The 17,945-nt window shown below is 70.9% G+C and carries 14 protein-coding genes; 12 read left to right on the top strand and 2 right to left on the bottom strand.

What is annotated here, in order from left to right; genetic code table 11:
* The first annotated feature begins 2 nt into the window (after positions 1 to 2).
* The 10 genes from BN1555_RS20575 (at position 3) to BN1555_RS20530 (ending at position 13,248) form a co-directional block, all read left to right on the top strand.
* Complete coding sequence (locus tag BN1555_RS20575) at positions 3 to 1,619, top strand: carboxyl transferase domain-containing protein (RefSeq protein WP_093800747.1); 1,617 nt, start codon at positions 3 to 5, stop codon at positions 1,617 to 1,619.
* A 13-nt stretch (positions 1,620 to 1,632) separates the two neighbouring features.
* On the top strand, positions 1,633 to 3,804 hold the full coding sequence (locus BN1555_RS20570) for an acetyl-CoA carboxylase biotin carboxylase subunit (protein WP_093803532.1): 2,172 nt from the start codon (positions 1,633 to 1,635) through the stop codon (positions 3,802 to 3,804).
* A complete protein-coding gene (locus tag BN1555_RS20565) occupies positions 3,801 to 4,739 on the top strand; it encodes a hydroxymethylglutaryl-CoA lyase (protein WP_093800746.1) in 939 nt (312 codons plus the stop codon). The genes BN1555_RS20570 and BN1555_RS20565 overlap by 4 nt, the downstream gene beginning before the upstream one ends.
* A gap of 2 nt (positions 4,740 to 4,741) precedes the next feature.
* Complete coding sequence (locus BN1555_RS20560; RefSeq protein WP_093800745.1) at positions 4,742 to 5,902, top strand: acyl-CoA dehydrogenase family protein; 1,161 nt, start codon at positions 4,742 to 4,744, stop codon at positions 5,900 to 5,902.
* 264 nt (positions 5,903 to 6,166) lie between these two features.
* Positions 6,167 to 7,189, top strand: coding sequence for an ABC transporter substrate-binding protein (locus tag BN1555_RS20555; RefSeq protein ID WP_093800744.1), 1,023 nt, complete (start codon positions 6,167 to 6,169; stop codon positions 7,187 to 7,189).
* Between the two features lie 2 nt (positions 7,190 to 7,191).
* Entirely contained in the window at positions 7,192 to 8,070 is an 879-nt protein-coding gene (locus BN1555_RS20550; RefSeq protein WP_093800743.1) for a siderophore-interacting protein, read from the top strand.
* Positions 8,071 to 8,209: 139 nt separating this feature from the next.
* Positions 8,210 to 9,664, top strand: coding sequence for a pyridoxal phosphate-dependent decarboxylase family protein (locus BN1555_RS20545; protein ID WP_093800742.1), 1,455 nt, complete (start codon positions 8,210 to 8,212; stop codon positions 9,662 to 9,664).
* On the top strand, positions 9,648 to 10,922 hold the full coding sequence (locus BN1555_RS20540; RefSeq protein ID WP_093800741.1) for a lysine N(6)-hydroxylase/L-ornithine N(5)-oxygenase family protein: 1,275 nt from the start codon (positions 9,648 to 9,650) through the stop codon (positions 10,920 to 10,922). The genes BN1555_RS20545 and BN1555_RS20540 overlap by 17 nt, the downstream gene beginning before the upstream one ends.
* Positions 10,919 to 11,461, top strand: a complete 543-nt coding sequence (locus BN1555_RS20535; protein WP_093800740.1) for a GNAT family N-acetyltransferase — start codon at positions 10,919 to 10,921, stop codon at positions 11,459 to 11,461. The genes BN1555_RS20540 and BN1555_RS20535 overlap by 4 nt, the downstream gene beginning before the upstream one ends.
* Entirely contained in the window at positions 11,458 to 13,248 is a 1,791-nt protein-coding gene (locus tag BN1555_RS20530; RefSeq protein ID WP_093800739.1) for an IucA/IucC family protein, read from the top strand. The genes BN1555_RS20535 and BN1555_RS20530 overlap by 4 nt, the downstream gene beginning before the upstream one ends.
* Before the next feature lie 77 nt (positions 13,249 to 13,325).
* Here BN1555_RS20530 and BN1555_RS20525 read toward each other — a convergent pair whose 3' ends face one another.
* A complete protein-coding gene (locus BN1555_RS20525; RefSeq protein WP_093800738.1) occupies positions 13,326 to 14,933 on the bottom strand; it encodes a beta-N-acetylhexosaminidase in 1,608 nt (535 codons plus the stop codon).
* 228 nt (positions 14,934 to 15,161) lie between these two features.
* On the opposite strand from BN1555_RS20525, the gene BN1555_RS20520 reads away from it, so the two are divergent.
* Entirely contained in the window at positions 15,162 to 15,443 is a 282-nt protein-coding gene (locus BN1555_RS20520; RefSeq protein WP_093800737.1) for a hypothetical protein, read from the top strand.
* Positions 15,444 to 15,475: 32 nt separating this feature from the next.
* Complete coding sequence (gene glmS, locus BN1555_RS20515) at positions 15,476 to 17,293, top strand: glutamine--fructose-6-phosphate transaminase (isomerizing) (RefSeq protein WP_093800736.1); 1,818 nt, start codon at positions 15,476 to 15,478, stop codon at positions 17,291 to 17,293.
* Positions 17,294 to 17,371: 78 nt separating this feature from the next.
* Here the strand turns inward: glmS and BN1555_RS20510 are convergent, their stop codons facing one another.
* Positions 17,372 to 17,893 carry a universal stress protein gene (locus BN1555_RS20510; protein ID WP_093800735.1) on the bottom strand — a complete coding sequence of 174 codons (522 nt, stop codon included), beginning with the start codon at positions 17,891 to 17,893 and terminating at the stop codon, positions 17,372 to 17,374.
* Between the last annotated feature and the right edge of the window lie 52 nt (positions 17,894 to 17,945).

Below are 17,945 nucleotides of genomic sequence, written 5' to 3'. Positions count from 1 at the left end.
AGATGCGGCAGGCACCGGTGCTGACCAGCACCGCCGATCCGGCAGCCGAGGCATGGCGGGCCAATGAAGCGGCTCACCAGGAACTCGTGGAGGGGCTGCGCGGGCGGCTCGCCGCGGCGCGGCTGGGCGGCGGCGAGAAGGCCCGCGCCCGGCACACGGCGCGCGGCAAGCTGCTGCCGCGCGACCGGGTGGACGCGCTGCTGGATCCCGGTTCTCCGTTCCTGGAGCTGGCGCCGCTGGCGGCGGAGGGGATGTACGGGGGCGCGGCGCCGGCGGCGGGTGTGATCGCGGGGATCGGGCGGGTGAGCGGCCGCGAGTGCGTGGTCGTCGCCAACGACGCCACGGTCAAGGGCGGCACGTACTACCCGATGACGGTCAAGAAGCACCTGCGGGCGCAGGAGGTGGCGCTGGAGAACCGGCTGCCGTGCCTGTACCTGGTGGACTCCGGCGGTGCGTTCCTGCCGATGCAGGACGAGGTGTTCCCGGACCGGGAGCACTTCGGACGGATCTTCTACAACCAGGCGCGGATGTCGGGGGCCGGCATCCCGCAGATCGCCGCGGTCCTCGGGTCCTGCACGGCGGGCGGGGCGTACGTCCCGGCGATGAGCGACGAGGCCGTGATCGTGCGGAACCAGGGCACGATCTTCCTGGGCGGGCCGCCGCTGGTGAAGGCGGCGACCGGCGAGGTGGTCACGGCGGAGGAGCTGGGCGGCGGCGAGGTCCACTCCCGCGTCTCGGGGGTGACCGACCACCTCGCCGAGGACGACGCGCACGCGCTGCGCATCGTCCGCAGCATCGTGGCGACGCTGCCGGGGCGCGGGCCGCTGCCGTGGCCGGTGGAGCCCGTCGAGGAGCCGAAGGTGGATCCGGCCGGGCTCTACGGCGCGGTGCCGGTGGACCCCCGTACGCCCTACGACGTGCGGGAGGTCATCGCGCGCACCGTCGACGGCTCGCGCTTCCAGGAGTTCAAGGCGGAGTACGGCCAGACCCTGGTGACCGGGTTCGCCCGGGTCCACGGTCACCCGGTGGGCATCGTCGCCAACAACGGCATCCTCTTCTCCGAATCCGCCCAGAAGGGCGCGCACTTCATCGAGCTGTGCGACCAGCGCGGCATCCCCCTGCTCTTCCTCCAGAACATCTCGGGGTTCATGGTCGGCAAGGACTACGAGGCGGGCGGCATCGCCAAGCACGGCGCGAAGATGGTCACGGCGGTGGCCTGCACGCGCGTCCCGAAGCTGACGGTCGTGGTCGGCGGGTCGTACGGCGCGGGCAACTACTCGATGTGCGGGCGGGCGTACTCGCCGCGCTTCCTGTGGATGTGGCCCAACGCGAAGATCTCGGTGATGGGCGGCGAGCAGGCGGCTTCGGTGCTGGCGACGGTCAAGCGGGACCAGATCGAGGCACGGGGGGAGTCCTGGTCCGCGTCCGAGGAGGAGTCCTTCAAGGCCCCGGTCCGCGAGCAGTACGAGACCCAGGGCAACGCCTACTACGCGACGGCGCGGCTGTGGGACGACGGGGTCATCGACCCGTTGGAGACCCGGCAGGTGGTGGGCCTGGCCCTGACCGCCTGCGCCAACGCCCCGCTGTCCGACCCCGCCTTCGGCGTCTTCCGGATGTGAGTGACACATGACGATGTTCGACACAGTTCTGGTCGCCAACCGCGGTGAGATCGCGGTCCGCGTCATCCGCACCCTGCGCCGGCTGGGCGTGCGCTCGGTGGCCGTGTTCAGCGACGCGGACGCGGACGCCCGCCACGTGCGGGAGGCCGACACGGCCGTCCGCATCGGCCCGGCGGCGGCGGCGGAGAGCTACCTGCGGGCCGACCGCCTGCTGGAGGCGGCTGCCCGTACCGGTGCCCGGGCCGTCCACCCCGGTTACGGATTCCTCGCCGAGAACGCGGCGTTCGCGCAGGCCTGCGCGGACGCGGGGCTCGCCTTCATCGGGCCGCCCGCGTCCGCCATCGCGCTCATGGGTGACAAGATCCGGGCGAAGGAGACGGTACGGGCGGCGGGCGTCCCGGTCGTCCCCGGTTCGTCCGGCAGCGGCCTGACCGACGACGAGCTGGCGGCGGCGGCGCGGGAGATCGGCATGCCGGTCCTCCTCAAGCCCTCGGCGGGCGGCGGCGGCAAGGGCATGCGGCTGACGCGGACCGAGTCCGCGCTGGCGGAGGAGATCGCGGCGGCGCGGCGCGAGGCGCGGGCGTCGTTCGGCGACGACACGCTGCTGGTGGAGCGGTGGATCGACCGGCCCCGGCACATCGAGATCCAGGTCCTGGCGGACGCCCACGGCAACGTGGTCCACCTGGGTGAGCGCGAGTGCTCCCTCCAGCGCCGCCACCAGAAGATCATCGAGGAGGCCCCGTCGGTCCTCCTCGACGAGGCCACCCGCGCGGCGATGGGCGAGGCGGCGGTCCAGGCGGCGCGCTCCTGCGGTTACCGGGGCGCGGGCACGGTGGAGTTCATCGTCCCGGGCAACGACCCGTCGTCGTACTACTTCATGGAGATGAACACCCGCCTCCAGGTGGAGCACCCGGTGACCGAGCTGATCACCGGCCTGGACCTGGTGGAGTGGCAGCTGCGGGCCGCGGCCGGTGAGGAACTCCCCTTCGCCCAGAAGGACATCACGCTCACGGGCCACGCGGTCGAGGCCCGTATCTGCGCCGAAGACCCCTCCCGCGGCTTCCTGCCCTCGGGCGGCACGGTCCTGGCTCTGCACGAACCGCAGGGCGACGGAGCGCGGACCGACTCCGGGCTCACGCAGGGCACGGAGGTTGGCAGCCTCTACGACCCCATGCTGTCCAAGGTGATCGCGTACGCCCCGGACCGCGCCACCGCCCTGCGCCGCCTGCGCGCGGCCCTGGCGGACACCGTCGTCCTCGGCGTCCCGACCAACGCAGGTTTCCTGCGGCGCCTGCTGGCCCACCCCGACGTCGTCTCCGGCGACCTCGACACCGGCCTCGTCGAGCGCGACGCGGACAGCCTGGTCCCGGACGGGGTCCCGCCGGAGGTGTACGCGGCGGCGGCGCTGCTGAGGTCGGCAGAGCCGGCTGTCGCCGGCAGCACACCCCGCTGGACGGACCCCTTCTCCGCCCGTACGGGCTGGCGCCTGGGCGGCTCCCCCGCCTGGACGGTCCACCACGCCCGCGTACCGGGCCACGACCCGGTGGAGATCCGGCTCCGCACCACGGCGGGGGGCCAGGAGATCCTGATCCCCGAAGCGCGGTCCCCGGCCCCGGACCTGGCGGCCGCCGTCCCCCTGGAACCGGTCGCCCCCACCGGCGCGCAGCCGCCGCCCACGGCATCCGGGGACCTGCCCCCTGTCGCGGCGGAGCCGCACATGCCGCAGCCGGGGAGGGGCGGGGCGACGGAGGAACGGCTTCCGGTCCGCGCGCGCATCGTCGGCGTCGGCGTCGGCGCCGACGCCGGCACCGTCACCGTCGAACTCGCCGGCGTGACGCACACCTTCCGCCACGCCACCGGCCCGGAAGGCACGTGGCTGGGCCGGGACGGGGACTCCTGGCACGTCCAGCACCACGACCCCGTCGAGGCGAGCCTGACCGGCGGCGCCCGCTCGGGCGTCGACACCCTCGCCGCGCCCATGCCCGGCACCGTCACCGTGGTCAAGGTGGCCGTCGGGGACCACGTCGACGCCGGGCAGAGCCTCCTCGTCGTCGAGGCGATGAAGATGGAGCACGTCATCTCCGCCCCGCACGCCGGCACCGTCACCGAACTCGACGTGACGCCGGGCTCCACCGTGGCCATGGACCAGGTCCTGGCCGTGGTCGTCCCGCGGGAGGAGTCATGACCGAAGCACTGCCCATGCGGGTGCCGGCGGCGGGCCTGCCGGCTCGCGTACGCATCCACGAAGTCGGCGCCCGCGACGGCCTCCAGAACGAGAAGACCGTCGTACCGACCGAGGTGAAGGCCGAGTTCATACACCGCCTCGCCGGCGCCGGGCTCACCACCGTCGAGGCGACCAGCTTCGTGCGCCCCGAGTGGGTGCCCCAGCTCGCCGACGCCGAGGCACTGTTCCCCCTCCTGCACGACGTCGGCGCCGAGCTCCCCGTGCTCGTGCCGAACGCCCGCGGCCTCGACCGCGCCCTCGCCCTCGGCGCGCGCCGCATCGCCGTGTTCGGGAGCGCGACCGAGACCTTCGCGCGCCGCAACCTCAACCGGACCGTCGACGAGTCGCTCGCCATGTTCGAGCCGGTCGTCGCCCGCGCGAAGGAGGAGGGGGTCCACGTACGCGGCTACCTCTCCATGTGCTTCGGCGACCCGTGGGAAGGGGCGGTCCCGGTCCGGCAGGTGGTCAAGGTGGCCCGGGCGCTCCTCGGCCTCGGCTGCGACGAGCTGAGCCTCGGCGACACGATCGGCGTGGCCACCCCCGGCCACGTCCTGGCCCTGCTCACCGCCCTCGACGAGGCCGGAGTCCCGGCCTCCGTGATCGGCGTGCACTTCCACGACACGTACGGCCAGGCCCTCGCCAACACCCTCGCCGCGCTCCAGTACGGCGTCACCACCGTCGACGCCTCCGCGGGCGGCCTCGGCGGCTGCCCGTACGCGAAGAGCGCCACCGGGAACCTCGCCACCGAGGACCTCGTGTGGATGCTCGACGGCCTCGGCGTCGAGACCGGGGTCGACCTCGGCCGGCTCACCGCCACCAGCGCGTGGATGGCCGAACGGCTGGGCCGCCCCAGCCCCTCCCGCACCGTGCGTGCCCTGTCCCACAAGGAGTCGTAGTCATGTCCCTCGACCACCGCCTCTCCCCCGAGCACGAAGAACTCCGCCGTACGGTCGAGGAGTTCGCGCACGACGTCGTCGCCCCGAAGATCGGCGACCTCTACGAACGCCACGAGTTCCCGTACGAGATCGTCCGCGAGATGGGCCGCATGGGCCTCTTCGGCCTGCCCTTCCCCGAGGAGTACGGCGGCATGGGCGGCGACTACCTCGCCCTGGGCATCGCCCTCGAAGAGCTGGCCCGGGTCGACTCGTCGGTCGCCATCACCCTCGAAGCGGGCGTCTCGCTCGGCGCGATGCCCGTCTTCCGCTTCGGCACGGAGGAGCAGAAGCGCGCGTGGCTGCCCCGCCTGTGCTCGGGCGAGATGCTCGGCGCGTTCGGCCTGACCGAGCCGGACTGCGGCTCGGACGCCGGCGGCACGAAGACGACCGCGCGCCGCGACGGCGACGAGTGGGTGATCAACGGCTCCAAGTGCTTCATCACCAACTCCGGCACGGACATCACCGGTCTGGTCACCGTCACCGCCGTGACGGGCCGGGGGGCCGGCGGCAAGCCGGAGATCTCCGCGATCATCGTCCCCTCCGGCACCCCCGGCTTCACCGTCGCCGCCCCCTACTCCAAGGTCGGCTGGAACGCCTCGGACACCCGCGAGCTGTCCTTCTCCGACGTACGCGTCCCGCTCACCAACCTCCTCGGCGAAGAGGGCCGCGGTTACGCCCAGTTCCTGCGCATCCTCGACGAGGGCCGCGTCGCCATCTCGGCGCTCGCGACCGGCCTGGCCCAGGGGTGCGTCGACGAGTCGGTGGCGTACGCGAAGGAACGCCACACCTTCGGCCGCCCCATCGGCTCCAACCAGGCGATCCAGTTCAAGCTCGCCGACATGGAGATGCGCGCCCACATGGCCCGCATCGGCTGGCGCGACGCGGCGTCACGCCTGGTCCGGGGCGAGCCGTTCAAGAAGGAAGCGGCTCTCGCCAAGCTCTACTCCTCCACCGTCGCGGTCGACAACGCCCGCGAGGCCACGCAGATCCACGGCGGCTACGGCTTCATGAACGAGTACCCGGTGGCCAGGATGTGGCGCGACTCGAAGATCCTGGAGATCGGCGAGGGCACGAGCGAGGTCCAGCGCATGCTGATCGCCCGGGAACTGGGCCTCACGGGCTGACCGCCTCGCGCGGTGGCCGCCTGAAGCCGTGACCACCTCACGGGCCGACCGCCTTGTGCGGCACGGCAGTCGGCCGGGCCGGGCTGCGGCACGGTGCGGCACGGCGCGGCGCGGCGCAGTGCGGCACGGCGCGGCGCGGCGCAGTGCGGTGGCCTGCGGAAGCTTCCGGGGCCACCCTCTGGACAATGTGTGAGGTTAGGCTAACCTACCCTCGGACTTGTCCCGTGGTGGACCCCGACCGCACGTACGAAAGCAGACACCGTCATGCCTCACGCCCGAGCTTCCCGCCTCTCCCGTCGCAGTCTGCTCGCCGCCGGCGGCGCCATAGGCATCGGCGCCGCGCTGGCCGCCTGCGGCGAGACCTCCGAGAAAAGCGAGGAGAAGGCCACCGGGAAGTCGGGCCCGTGGTCCTTCAAGGACGACCGCGGCAAGACGGTGAAGAGCCCCGCCACCCCCAAGAACATCGTCGCGTTCACCGGCGTCGCCGCCGCGCTCCACGACTTCGGCGTCGAGGTCAAGGGCGTGTTCGGGCCGACCAGGACCGCGGACGGCAAGGCCGACGTCCAGGCCGGCGATCTCGACATCACCAAGGTCAAGATCATCGGCAACGTCTACGACGAGTTCAACGTCGAGGAGTACGTCGCCCTCGACCCCGACCTCCTCGTCACGGCGATGTGGGAGAAGGACAAGCTCTGGTACGTCCCCGAGGCGTCCACCGCGAAGATCCTCAAGGTCGCCCCGAGCGTCGCCCTGTGGGCCGCGGAGACCACCGTCCCCAAGGCGATCCAGCGCCACGCCGACCTCGCCGAGTCCCTCGGCGCCGACGTCGGGGCCAAGAAGGTCACCGACGCCAAGACCCGCTTCGAGAAGGCCGCCGCGCGCCTGCGCCAGGCCGCCAAGGCCAACCCGAAGGTCAAGGTCATGATCGGCTCGGCGAGCCCGGACCTCTTCTACGTCTCCCTCGCGAAGATGTCGGCGGACACGCTCTACTTCCAGGAGCTGGGCGTGAACTTCGTCGAGCCGAAGGTGAACGCGGCCGGCTTCTTCGAGGAGCTCAGCTGGGAGAACGTCGACAAGTACCCGGCCGACGTCATCATGATGGACAACCGGACCGGGATCCTGCAGCCCGACGACCTCAAGAACAAGCCGACCTGGACCCGCCTGCCCGCCGTCAAGGCCGGTCAGGTCGTCCCGCGCACCACGGAGCCGATCTACTCCTACGACAAGTGCGCGCCGATCCTCGAGGACCTCGCCGAGGCCATCGAGAAGGCCAAGAAGGTCGCCTGAGCATGACCGGGTCAGCCGAGGAAGCCGAAACCGCCGCCGTCCCGTTCCGCTTCTTCGGCCTGACGGTCGTCCGGACGCGGCGGCTCAGCACCTCCCTGGTCAGGGTGACGTTCGGGGGCGAGGACCTGCGGGCCTTCGCCTCCGGGGGCCGCGACCAGAGCCTCTCCCTCTTCCTGCCGCACCCCGGCCAGCCGGAACCGGTGCTTCCGCCGGAGACCGATCCCGACTGGTTCGGTTCGTACCGCGCGCTGCCCGACGGCGTACGCGCGGTCATGCGCTCGTACACCGTGCGCGAGCAGCGCCGGGCCGCCGACGGGGCCCCGGCCGACGAGGTGGACATCGACTTCGCCCTCCACGAGGACGGCGGACCCGCCTGCCGCTGGGCGGGACAGGCGGGCGCCGGTGACCGCGTCGTGGTCCTCGGACCTGCGGTCGAGGACAACACCGCCGTGCGCTTCCGCCCGCCCGAGGACACCGACTGGGTCCTGATGTGGGCGGACGAGACCGCACTGCCGGCCGCCGCGGCCGCCCTGGAGTGGCTGCCGGCCGGGACGAGGGCCAAGGTCTGGATCGAGGTCCAGCACACCGACGACCGCCTGGAGCTGACCACGGCGGCCGACGCGGACATCACCTGGCTGGTGCGGGACGAGAACGCGCCCTCCGCGCTGGACGCGGTACGCGCCGTCCCCGAGGCCGGGTTGCCGGACGGTACGCCGTACACCTGGATCGCGGGCGAGTCCTCGTGTGTACGGGCGCTGCGCCGCCATCTCGTCCAGGAGCGGAAGTTCGACCGCAAGCGCGTGACGTTCGTGGGCTACTGGCGCCGCGGGCTGAGCGAGGAGCAGTTGCGCGAGCGCGTGGAAGAAGAAGACGCGCAGTAAGGCACAACAGCCGGGCCCCTGGGGGCGACGACGTTGCGAGATACATTTAGGTTAGGCTAACCTAACCCAGACATCGCGCCTTCGCCCCCTCCTCCTGTCCTGAAGGCGCAATGAATTCCCGTACCCGGGAGGACAGTTCATGCGTTCACACCTGCTCAATGACACAACCGCCGAGCGGTACCGCCGGACCGCCACCGCAGCGGTCGAGCGGGTGGCGGACAAACTCGCCACGACCACAAGGCCGTTCACCGGCATCACCCCGGAGCAGCTCGCCCCCCGGTTCGACGCGATCGACCTCGACCGGCCGCTCGGTGACACCACCGCCGTCCTGGACGAACTCGAATCCGTCTACCTCCGCGACGCCGTCTACTTCCACCACCCGCGTTACCTCGCGCACCTCAACTGCCCGGTCGTCATACCGGCCGTCGCCGCCGAGGCCGTGCTCTCCGCCGTCAACTCCTCCCTCGACACCTGGGACCAGAGCGCGGGCGCCACCCTCATCGAGCGCCGCCTCGTCGACTGGACGGCGAGCCGCATCGGCTTCGGCACCGCCGAGAAGACGGGCGCCGACGGCGTCTTCACCAGCGGCGGCTCCCAGTCCAACCTCCAGGCGCTGCTCCTGGCCCGCGAGGAGGCCAAGACCGACGACTCCGCCAGACTGCGCGTCTTCGCCTCCGAGTGCGGTCACTTCAGCGTCCAGAAGTCCGCGAAGCTCCTCGGCCTCTCCCCCGAAGCCGTCATCGCGATCCCCTGCGACAACGACAAGCGCATGCAGACCGCGGTCCTCGCCCGCGAGCTGGCCCGCTGCACGAGCGAGGGCCTCGTCCCGATGGCCGTCGTCGCCACCGCCGGCACCACCGACTTCGGCTCGATCGACCCGCTGCCCGAGATAGCCGAGCTGTGCGAGCTGTACGGCGCCTGGATGCACGTCGACGCGGCGTACGGCTGCGGCCTGCTGGCCTCCCGCACCCGCCGCCACCTCCTCGACGGCATCGAGCACGCCGACTCGGTCACCGTGGACTACCACAAGTCCTTCTTCCAGCCGGTCAGTTCGAGCGCGCTGCTGGTCCGCGACGGTGCCACCCTGCGCCACGCGACGTACCACGCCGACTACCTGAACCCGCGCCGGATGGTCGAGGAGCGCATTCCCAACCAGGTCGACAAGTCCCTCCAGACCACCCGCCGCTTCGACGCCCTCAAGCTGTGGATGACCCTGCGGACCATGGGCGCCGACGGTGTCGGCGAGCTCTTCGACGAGGTGTGCGACCTCGCCCGCGAGGGCTGGCGGCTGCTCGCCGCCGACCCGCGCTACGACGTCGTCGTCCAGCCCTCGCTCTCCACCCTCGTCTTCCGCTACGTCCCGGCCGACGTCACCGGCCCCGCCATGATCGACCGCGCCAACCTGTACGCCCGCAAGGCGCTGTTCGCGTCGGGCGACGCCGTCGTGGCCGGGACGAAGGTCGGCGGCAAGCACTACCTGAAGTTCACCCTTCTCAACCCCGAGACGACGCTGAACGACATCGCGGCCGTCCTCGACCTCATCGCCGGCCACGCCGAGCAGTACCTGGGAGAGTCCCTTGTCCACGCCTCTTGAGCCTCTTGACTTCATCGGTATCGGACTCGGTCCGTTCAACCTCGGACTCGCCTGCCTGACCGAGCCGATCGACGAGCTCGACGGCCTCTTCCTCGAAACGAAGCCGGACTTCGAGTGGCACGCGGGGATGTTCCTCGAAGGCGCCCACCTCCAGACCCCGTTCATGTCGGACCTGGTCACGATGGCCGACCCGACCTCGCCGTACTCCTTCCTCAACTACCTGAAGGAGCAGGGGCGGCTGTACTCCTTCTACATCCGCGAGAACTTCTATCCGCTGCGGACCGAGTACAACGACTACTGCCGCTGGGCCGCCGCCAAGCTCAGCAACATCCGCTTCAACCAGACGGTCGCCTCCGTCGACTACGACGCCGAGGCCGAGCTGTACGTCGTCCGCACCCAGGACGCCGCCTACCGCGCCCGCCACCTGGTCCTGGGCACCGGCACCCCGCCGTACATCCCGGACGCCTGCCAGGACCTGGGCGGCGACTTCATCCACAACTCGCGCTACGTGAGCGGCAAAGAGGCGCTCCAGGCGAAGAAGTCCATCACCCTGGTCGGCAGCGGCCAGAGCGCGGCGGAGATCTACTACGACCTGCTCTCCGAGATCGACGTGCACGGCTACCGGCTCAACTGGGTCACCCGCTCGCCGCGCTTCTTCCCGCTGGAGTACACCAAGCTCACGCTGGAGATGACCTCCCCGGAGTACGTCGACTACTTCCACGCCCTCCCGGAGACGACGCGCTACCGCCTGGAGTCCCAGCAGAAGAACCTCTTCAAGGGAATCGACTCCGAGCTGATCAACGCCATCTTCGACCTGCTCTACCAGAAGAACCTCAAGGGCCCGGTCCCCACCCGGCTCCTGACCAACTCCTCCCTCAACACCGCGAGCTACGACGCCGAGAGCGCGACGTACACCCTCGGGCTGCGCCAGGAGGAGCAGGGCAAGGACTTCGAACTGGACACCGAGGGCCTCGTCCTCGCGACCGGCTACCGCTACCGCACCCCCGCCTTCCTGGAGGGCGTGCGCGACCGGATCCGCTGGGACGGCCAGGGCCGCTACGACGTGGCCCGCAACTACAGCATCGACACGACGGGCCGCGGCATCTTCCTCCAGAACGCCGCCGTCCACACCCACAGCATCACCTCGCCCGACCTGGGCATGAGCGCGTACCGCAACGCCTACATCATCGGTGAGCTGCTGGGCTCCGAGTACTACCCGGTCGAGAAGGCCATCGCTTTCCAGGAGTTCGCGATATGAACAGCTCGTTTTCCATCCGTCCCCTCGACCCGCTCAAGGACGCCGAGCTGCTGCACGGCTGGGTCACCCACCCCAAGGCCGCCTTCTGGATGATGCAGGACGCGTCGCTGCCGGACGTCGAGCGCGAGTACATGGCGATAGCCGCGGCCGAGCACCACGACGCCTTCATCGGCCTGCACGAGGGCGAGCCCGCCTTCCTCATGGAGCGCTACGACCCCGCCCACGTCGAGCTCGTGGGTCTGTACGACGCCCAGCCCGGCGACGTCGGCATGCACTTCCTGGTCGCGCCGACCGACACGCCCGTCCACGGCTTCACCCGCGCCGTGATCACCGCGGTGATGGAGGAGCTGTTCGCGGACCCGGCCACCCGCCGTGTCGTCGTCGAGCCCGACGTGCGCAACGAAGCCGTCCACCGCCTCAACGAGGCCGTCGGCTTCGAGATCGTCGAGAAGATCGCCAAGCCGGAGAAGGACGCCTACCTGAGCGTCTGCACGCGCGCCCGGTTCGAAGCAGCACGTACCGCCGGAGCCGCCCTGTGAACCGCGAGAGCTCCACCGACGCCGTCTCCCACCTCTCCCCCGAGCGCTGGGCCCACGCGAGCCGGCTCCTCGTCCGCAAAGCACTCGCCGAGTTCTCCCACGAGCGCCTGCTGACCCCCGAGCCCCTCGGTGACAACCGGTACGCCGTCCGCTCCGACGACGGCGCGACCGAGTACCGCTTCACCGCCCACCGCCACGCGCTGGACCACTGGCAGGTCTTCCCCGAGTCCATCACCCGCCACCGCGACGGCGCCGAGATCCCCCTCGACGCCCTCGAGTTCTTCATCGAGCTGCGCGGGGCACTCGGGCTGAGCCCGGAGATCCTCCCCGTCTACCTGGAGGAGATCAGCTCCACCCTCTCCGGCACGGCGTACAAGCTCACCAAGACGCCCGTCACCGCCGCCGCGCTGGCCCGCGCCGGCTTCCAGGCCATCGAGACGGGGATGACCGAGGGCCACCCCTGCTTCGTCGCCAACAACGGCCGACTCGGCTTCGGCATCGACGAGTACCGCTCGTACGCCCCCGAGGCCGCCTCCCCCGTCCAGCTGATCTGGCTGGCCGCCCGTCGCGACCACACCACCTTCACGGCCGGCGCCGGGCTGGACTACGAGGACTTCGTACGCGCCGAACTGGGCGACGCGGTCCTCGGCCGGTTCGCGGCGACGCTGAGCGGTCTCGGCCTGGACCTGGCCGACTACTACCTCATCCCGGTCCACCCCTGGCAGTGGTGGAACAAGCTCTCCGTCACCTTCGCCGCCGAGGTCGCCCAGCACCGCCTCGTCTGCCTCGGCGCGGGCGACGACAGCTACCTCGCCCAGCAGTCGATCCGTACCTTCTTCAACACGAGCGACCCGGCGAAGCACTACGTCAAAACGGCGCTGTCCGTCCTCAACATGGGCTTCATGCGCGGCCTCTCCGCCGCCTACATGGAGGCCACGCCCGCCATCAACGACTGGCTGGCCGGCCTGATCGAGAACGACGAGACCCTCCGGGCGACCGGCCTGACGATCATCCGTGAGCGCGCGGCCATCGGCTATCACCACCGCCAGTACGAGGCCGCCACCGCCAAGGGCTCCCCGTACCTGAAGATGCTCGCCGCGCTCTGGCGCGAGAGCCCCGTCCCGTCCCTGGCGCCGGGCGAGCGCCTCGCCACCATGGCGTCGCTGCTGCACACCGACCACGAGGGCGCGTCCCTCACGGGCGCCCTGATCGCCGAGTCGGGTCTCGCCCCGGCCGAGTGGCTGCGCCGCTACCTCCACGCGTACCTCACGCCGCTGCTGCACAGCTTCTACGCGTACGACCTGGTCTACATGCCGCACGGCGAGAACGTCATCCTCGCCATCGAGGACGGCGTCGTCACCCGGGCGGTCTTCAAGGACATCGCGGAGGAGATCTGCGTGATGGACCCGGACGCGGTGCTGCCGCCCGCCGTCGAGCGCGTCCGCGCCGAAGTGCCCGACGACATGAAGCTGCTCTCGCTCTTCACCGACGTCTTCGACTGCTTCTTCCGCTTCCTCGGCGCCACGCTCGCCACCGACGGCGTCACCGACGAGGACACCTTCTGGCGGACGGTGGCGGAGTGCGTGTCCGACTACCAGGAGGCGCACCCGCAGCTCGCGGACAAGTTCAAGCAGTACGACATGTTCGCACCGGAGTTCGCGCTGTCCTGCCTGAACCGACTCCAGCTGCGCAACAACAAGCAGATGGTCGACCTCCAGGACCCGTCGGGCGCGCTCCAGCTCGTCGGCACCCTCGACAACCCGATCGCGCGGTTCGCCCGGGCCTGACCCGGCCGCCGACCGGAACGACGAGCGGGCGGGCGTCCGTGCCCCGGGCCCTCACGGACGCCCGCCCCTCGCCGCCCCTACTCCGCGGGCCAGGGCACCTGCGCCGAGCGGTAGTAGTCGATGCCCAGCGCCGAGAACCGCGGCCCCTGGGCCGCCAGCCGCACCTTGTACGTGTCCCAGTCGTGCGTGGCCGCCGGCGACCAGCCCAGCTCGGCGATGCCCGGCAGCCTCGGGAACGCCATGTACTCGACCTGGTCGTTGGTCCACAGGGTCTCCGACCACAGCGGCGCCTCGACCCCGAGGACCGACTCGGCCGGCGCGCCCGGCAGGTACGCCCCGGGGTTCCAGTCGTACGAGCGCTCCACCTCCACGTAGCCCGCCCAGGCGAGGCCGAGCGGGGTGCTCTTGTCGTACTTCATGTCGAGGTACGCCCGGTCGGCCGGCGACAGCACCAGCTTCGTCCCGTTCTTCGCGGCATCGGCGACCTGCGCCTTCTCCGCCGCCGAGGTCCTGTCGAGCCCCCAGTACTGGGCGACGGCGCCCTCGGCCGGGTTGCCGCCCGTCAGCTGGTGCCAGCCCATCACCGTCTTGCCGTACTTGCCGACGACGGCCTGCGCCTTGTCCATGAAGGCGACGTAGTCCGCGTCCGACGTGGAGTGGGCCTCGTCGCCGCCGATGTGGAGGTACTTGCCGGGCGTCATCGCGGCGATCTCGCGCACCACGTCGTCCACGAACCTGTACGTGATGTCCTTCGGCACGCACAGCGAGCTGAAGCCGACGCTGGTCCCCGTGTAGAGGGGCGGGGCGACGCCGTCGCAGTTCAGTTCGGGGTACGAGGCGAGCGCCGCGTTGGTGTGCCCCGGCAGGTCGATCTCGGGGACGACCTCCAGGTGGCGGGAGGCGGCGTACCGCAGGATCTCCTTGTAGTCGGCCTTCGTGTAGTAACCGCCGGGGCCGCCGCCGACCTGGGTCGAGCCGCCGTACGTCGCGAGCCGCGGCCAGGAGTCGACGGCGATGCGCCAGCCCTGGTCGTCGGAGAGGTGCAGGTGCAGCTTGTTGACCTTGTAGAGCGCCATCTGGTCGATGTACGTCTTGACCTTGTCGACGCTGAAGAAGTGCCGCGACACGTCGAGCATCGCGCCCCGGTAGCCGTAGCGCGGCGCGTCCTCGATCGTTCCGCCCGCGACCTTCCACGGCCCCCGCTGCCGGGTGTCCTCCTCCACGGACGCGGGCAGCAGCTGACGGAGCGTCTGCACGCCGTGGAAGAGCCCGGCGGGCTTGCGGGCCGTGACGGTGACCCCGTGGCGGCCGGACTCCAGCCGGTAGCCCTCGTCGCCCAGCGAGGCGTCCCTGGAGCCGAGCCGCAGCCGGATCCCGTCCTTGGCGTCCCGCTCCGTGACCGGCAGCGCGTAGCCGGTGGACGGGCGCAGGATGTCCGCGAGGTACGAGCCGATCCGCCGCGCCTCGTGCGAGTCGTCGTCGACCCTGATGCGCGTCCGGTGCGTGAGGGCATAAGAAGGCCCGCCCTCGGAGACGGAGGCGGGCGCCGGAATCACCTGGCCCAGTGGTCTTGCTTCCGCGGCGGGTCCGGCGGCCGCCGGGGTGGCCGCGACGCCCGTCGCGCCGGCGGCGACGACGAGGACCAGCGGGGCGAACAGGCGTGGGAGCGTTCTGCTTTGACTCACGGGCGGTCCCTTCGGCGGGCTTCGCAACAGTGGCGTAGTGCAGGCGAACGGTCACCATGGGTATCGCGCGCCCCACTCCGGGGTCAAGGGTTTAGACCACTTCTCCGTCCGTGTCCCGCACCGGGAGACGCCCGGATACGACCGGATCCTCCCCCTCCAGGAGCGAGATCCTGCCCGGATTCGGGCAGGATTCTTGCATGTGCCCCAAAACCCCCGCAGTATCTACGGGTGCTCGAACGCCGCCCGTCGTCGCCGCACGACGACCTCATCGACCATCTGGTCCGCAGCACCGCGCTCCCGCGCGGTGAGGCCGCCCGGGTGGTGCTCGACGTGCTGGCGTACTTCGACGAGACGGCCGAGGACTTCGTGCGCCGCCGCCACCGTGAGCTTCAGTCCGGCGGCCTGGTGAACGCGGAGATCTTCGAGCGGATCGCGGCCGAGATGCCGCACCGCGCCGTGGCGCCGCCGGAGCTCTCGCTCCGGCAACTGCGCCGCATCGTCTACGGCTGAGCACCCACTCAACGACTCGAGGGACACACCATATGTGCGGAATCGTCGGTTACATCGGCAAGCGTGACGTCGCCCCGCTGCTGCTCGAAGGCCTCCAGCGCCTGGAGTACCGCGGCTACGACTCGGCGGGCATCGTGGTCACGAGCCCCAAGGCGAGCGGCCTGAAGACGGTCAAGGCCAAGGGCCGCGTCCGCGACCTGGAGGCCAGGGTCCCCAAGCGCTTCGCCGGCACCACCGGCATCGCCCACACCCGCTGGGCCACCCACGGCGCCCCGAGCGACGAGAACGCCCACCCGCACCTCGACGCCGAGGGCAGGGTCGCCGTCGTGCACAACGGCATCATCGACAACGCCACCGAGCTGCGCGCCAAGCTCGTCGCCGACGGCGTCGAGTTCCTCTCCGAGACCGACACCGAGGTCCTCGTCCACCTCGTCGCCCGCTCCCAGGCCGTGACGCTGGAGGAGAAGGTCCGCGAGGCCCTGCGCCACGTCGAGGGCACGTACGGCATCGCCGTCATGCACGCCGACTTCTCCGACCGCATCGTCGTCGCCCGCAACGGCTCGCCGGTCGTCCTCGGCATCGGCGAGAAGGAGATGTTCGTCGCCTCCGACATCGCCGCGCTGGTCTCGCACACCCGCCAGATCGTCACCCTCGAGGACGGCGAGATGGCCACCCTCAAGGCCGACGACTTCCGCACGTACACCACCGAGGGCTCGCGCACGACGGCCACGCCGACCACCGTGGAGTGGGAGGCCGAGTCGTACGACATGGGCGGCCACGACACGTACATGCACAAGGAGATCTCCGAGCAGGCCGACGCCGTGGACCGCGTGCTGCGCGGCCGCATCGACGACCGCTTCTCCACCGTGCACCTGGGCGGCCTGAACCTGGACGCCCGCGAGGCGCGCGGGATCCGCCGCGTCAAGATCCTCGGCTGCGGCACCTCGTACCACGCGGGCATGATCGGCGCGCAGCTGATCGAGGAACTGGCCCGCATCCCCGCCGACGCCGAGCCCGCGTCCGAGTTCCGCTACCGCAACCCGGTCGTGGACCCCGACACCCTCTACGTCGCCGTCTCCCAGTCCGGTGAGACGTACGACGTGCTGGCGGCCGTGCAGGAGCTGAAGCGCAAGGGCGCCCGCGTCCTCGGCGTGGTGAACGTCGTCGGCTCGGCGATCGCCCGCGAGGCCGACGGCGGCATGTACGTGCACGCCGGTCCCGAGGTCTGCGTCGTCTCCACCAAGTGCTTCACCAACACGGTCGTCGCCTTCGCGCTGCTCGCCCTGCACCTGGGCCGCATCCGCGACCTGTCCGTCTCGGACGGCAAGCGGCTCATCGAGGGCCTGCGCAAGCTGCCCGCCCAGATCGCGGAGATCCTGAAGACCGAGGACGAGATCAAGAAGATCGCCGAGGAGTACGCCGGCGCCCAGTCGATGATGTTCATCGGGCGCGTGCGCGGCTACCCGGTCGCCCTGGAGGCCTCCCTCAAGCTGAAGGAGATCTCCTACATCCACGCCGAGGCGTACCCGGCCTCCGAGCTCAAGCACGGCCCGCTCGCCCTGATCGAGCCCGCCCTGCCGACCGTCGCGATCGTGCCCGACGACGAGCTGCTGGAGAAGAACCGCGCGGCGCTGGAGGAGATCAAGGCGCGCAGCGGCCGGATCCTGGCGGTCGCGCACCGCGAGCAGGAGAAGGCCGACCACACCATCGTGGTCCCGAAGAACGAGACGGAGCTGGACCCGATCCTCATGGGCATTCCGCTCCAGCTCCTCGCCTACCACACGGCACTGGCCATGGGCCGCGACATCGACAAGCCGCGCAACCTCGCCAAGTCCGTGACGGTCGAGTAGCAGCCGCGGCCCGGGCCGCGGGTACGACGAAGGCCGGCCCCCCGCGCGAAGCGGGGGGCCGGCCTCGTGCCGCAGTGCTTACGGGATCACGACGACCGGCCGCTGCGCGCGCCGCGCCAGCCGGCCCGCCACCGAGCCGAAGATCCGTCCGACCAGGCCGTGCGTCGTCCCGACCACGATCGCGTCGGCCGAGTACTCCTGGCCGACCTCCTCCAGCTCGTGGCAGATGTCGCCACCGCGCTCGACCAGGATCCACGGCACTTCGGAGAGGTAGTCCGCGCAGGCCAGCTCCAGTCCGAGCACCTCGGTACGGTGATCCGGCACGTCCACGAAGACCGGCGGTTCGCACCCCGCCCAGACCGTGGTCGGCAGCCTGTTGGCCACATGGACGATGATCAGGCCGGAGCCCGACCGCACCGCCATGCCGATGGCATACGAGAGGGCCCGCTCACTGGACGTGGAGCCGTCGAAGCCGACGACGACACCGTGCTGGAAGGCGGGGTCGCAGGAATGGCGTGTTTGCTCCACCGCCCGGAGGTCGTCCAGGGGATCGACGACCTGCTTGCGGTCCGCGGGTTCGGGGGTTTCGTGACCGGCCATGGGTGTCTCGGCGAAGAAGTCCTCTGGGGAGGGGTCGCTTTTATTGAGGGAA

The organism is Streptomyces sp. Wb2n-11, assembly GCF_001049855.1.
Taxonomy (GTDB): Bacteria; Actinomycetota; Actinomycetes; order Streptomycetales; family Streptomycetaceae; genus Streptomyces; species Streptomyces altiplanensis.
Note: the sequence above shows the minus strand (reverse complement) of the source record. Positions and strands in the feature narration are given on the sequence as shown.

What these genes read in the sequence shown, in the direction of transcription:
- BN1555_RS20575 (WP_093800747.1), top strand. Translation starts at nt 3, where the DNA reads ATGCGGCAGGCACCGGTGCTGACCAGCACCGCCGATCCGGCAGCCGAG.
- BN1555_RS20570 (WP_093803532.1), top strand. Translation starts at nt 1,633, where the DNA reads ATGTTCGACACAGTTCTGGTCGCCAACCGCGGTGAGATCGCGGTCCGC.
- BN1555_RS20565 (WP_093800746.1), top strand. Translation starts at nt 3,801, where the DNA reads ATGACCGAAGCACTGCCCATGCGGGTGCCGGCGGCGGGCCTGCCGGCT.
- BN1555_RS20560 (WP_093800745.1), top strand. Translation starts at nt 4,742, where the DNA reads ATGTCCCTCGACCACCGCCTCTCCCCCGAGCACGAAGAACTCCGCCGT.
- BN1555_RS20555 (WP_093800744.1), top strand. Translation starts at nt 6,167, where the DNA reads ATGCCTCACGCCCGAGCTTCCCGCCTCTCCCGTCGCAGTCTGCTCGCC.
- BN1555_RS20550 (WP_093800743.1), top strand. Translation starts at nt 7,192, where the DNA reads ATGACCGGGTCAGCCGAGGAAGCCGAAACCGCCGCCGTCCCGTTCCGC.
- BN1555_RS20545 (WP_093800742.1), top strand. Translation starts at nt 8,210, where the DNA reads ATGCGTTCACACCTGCTCAATGACACAACCGCCGAGCGGTACCGCCGG.
- BN1555_RS20535 (WP_093800740.1), top strand. Translation starts at nt 10,919, where the DNA reads ATGAACAGCTCGTTTTCCATCCGTCCCCTCGACCCGCTCAAGGACGCC.
- glmS (WP_093800736.1), top strand. Translation starts at nt 15,476, where the DNA reads ATGTGCGGAATCGTCGGTTACATCGGCAAGCGTGACGTCGCCCCGCTG.
- BN1555_RS20510 (WP_093800735.1), bottom strand. Translation starts at nt 17,893, where the DNA reads ATGGCCGGTCACGAAACCCCCGAACCCGCGGACCGCAAGCAGGTCGTC.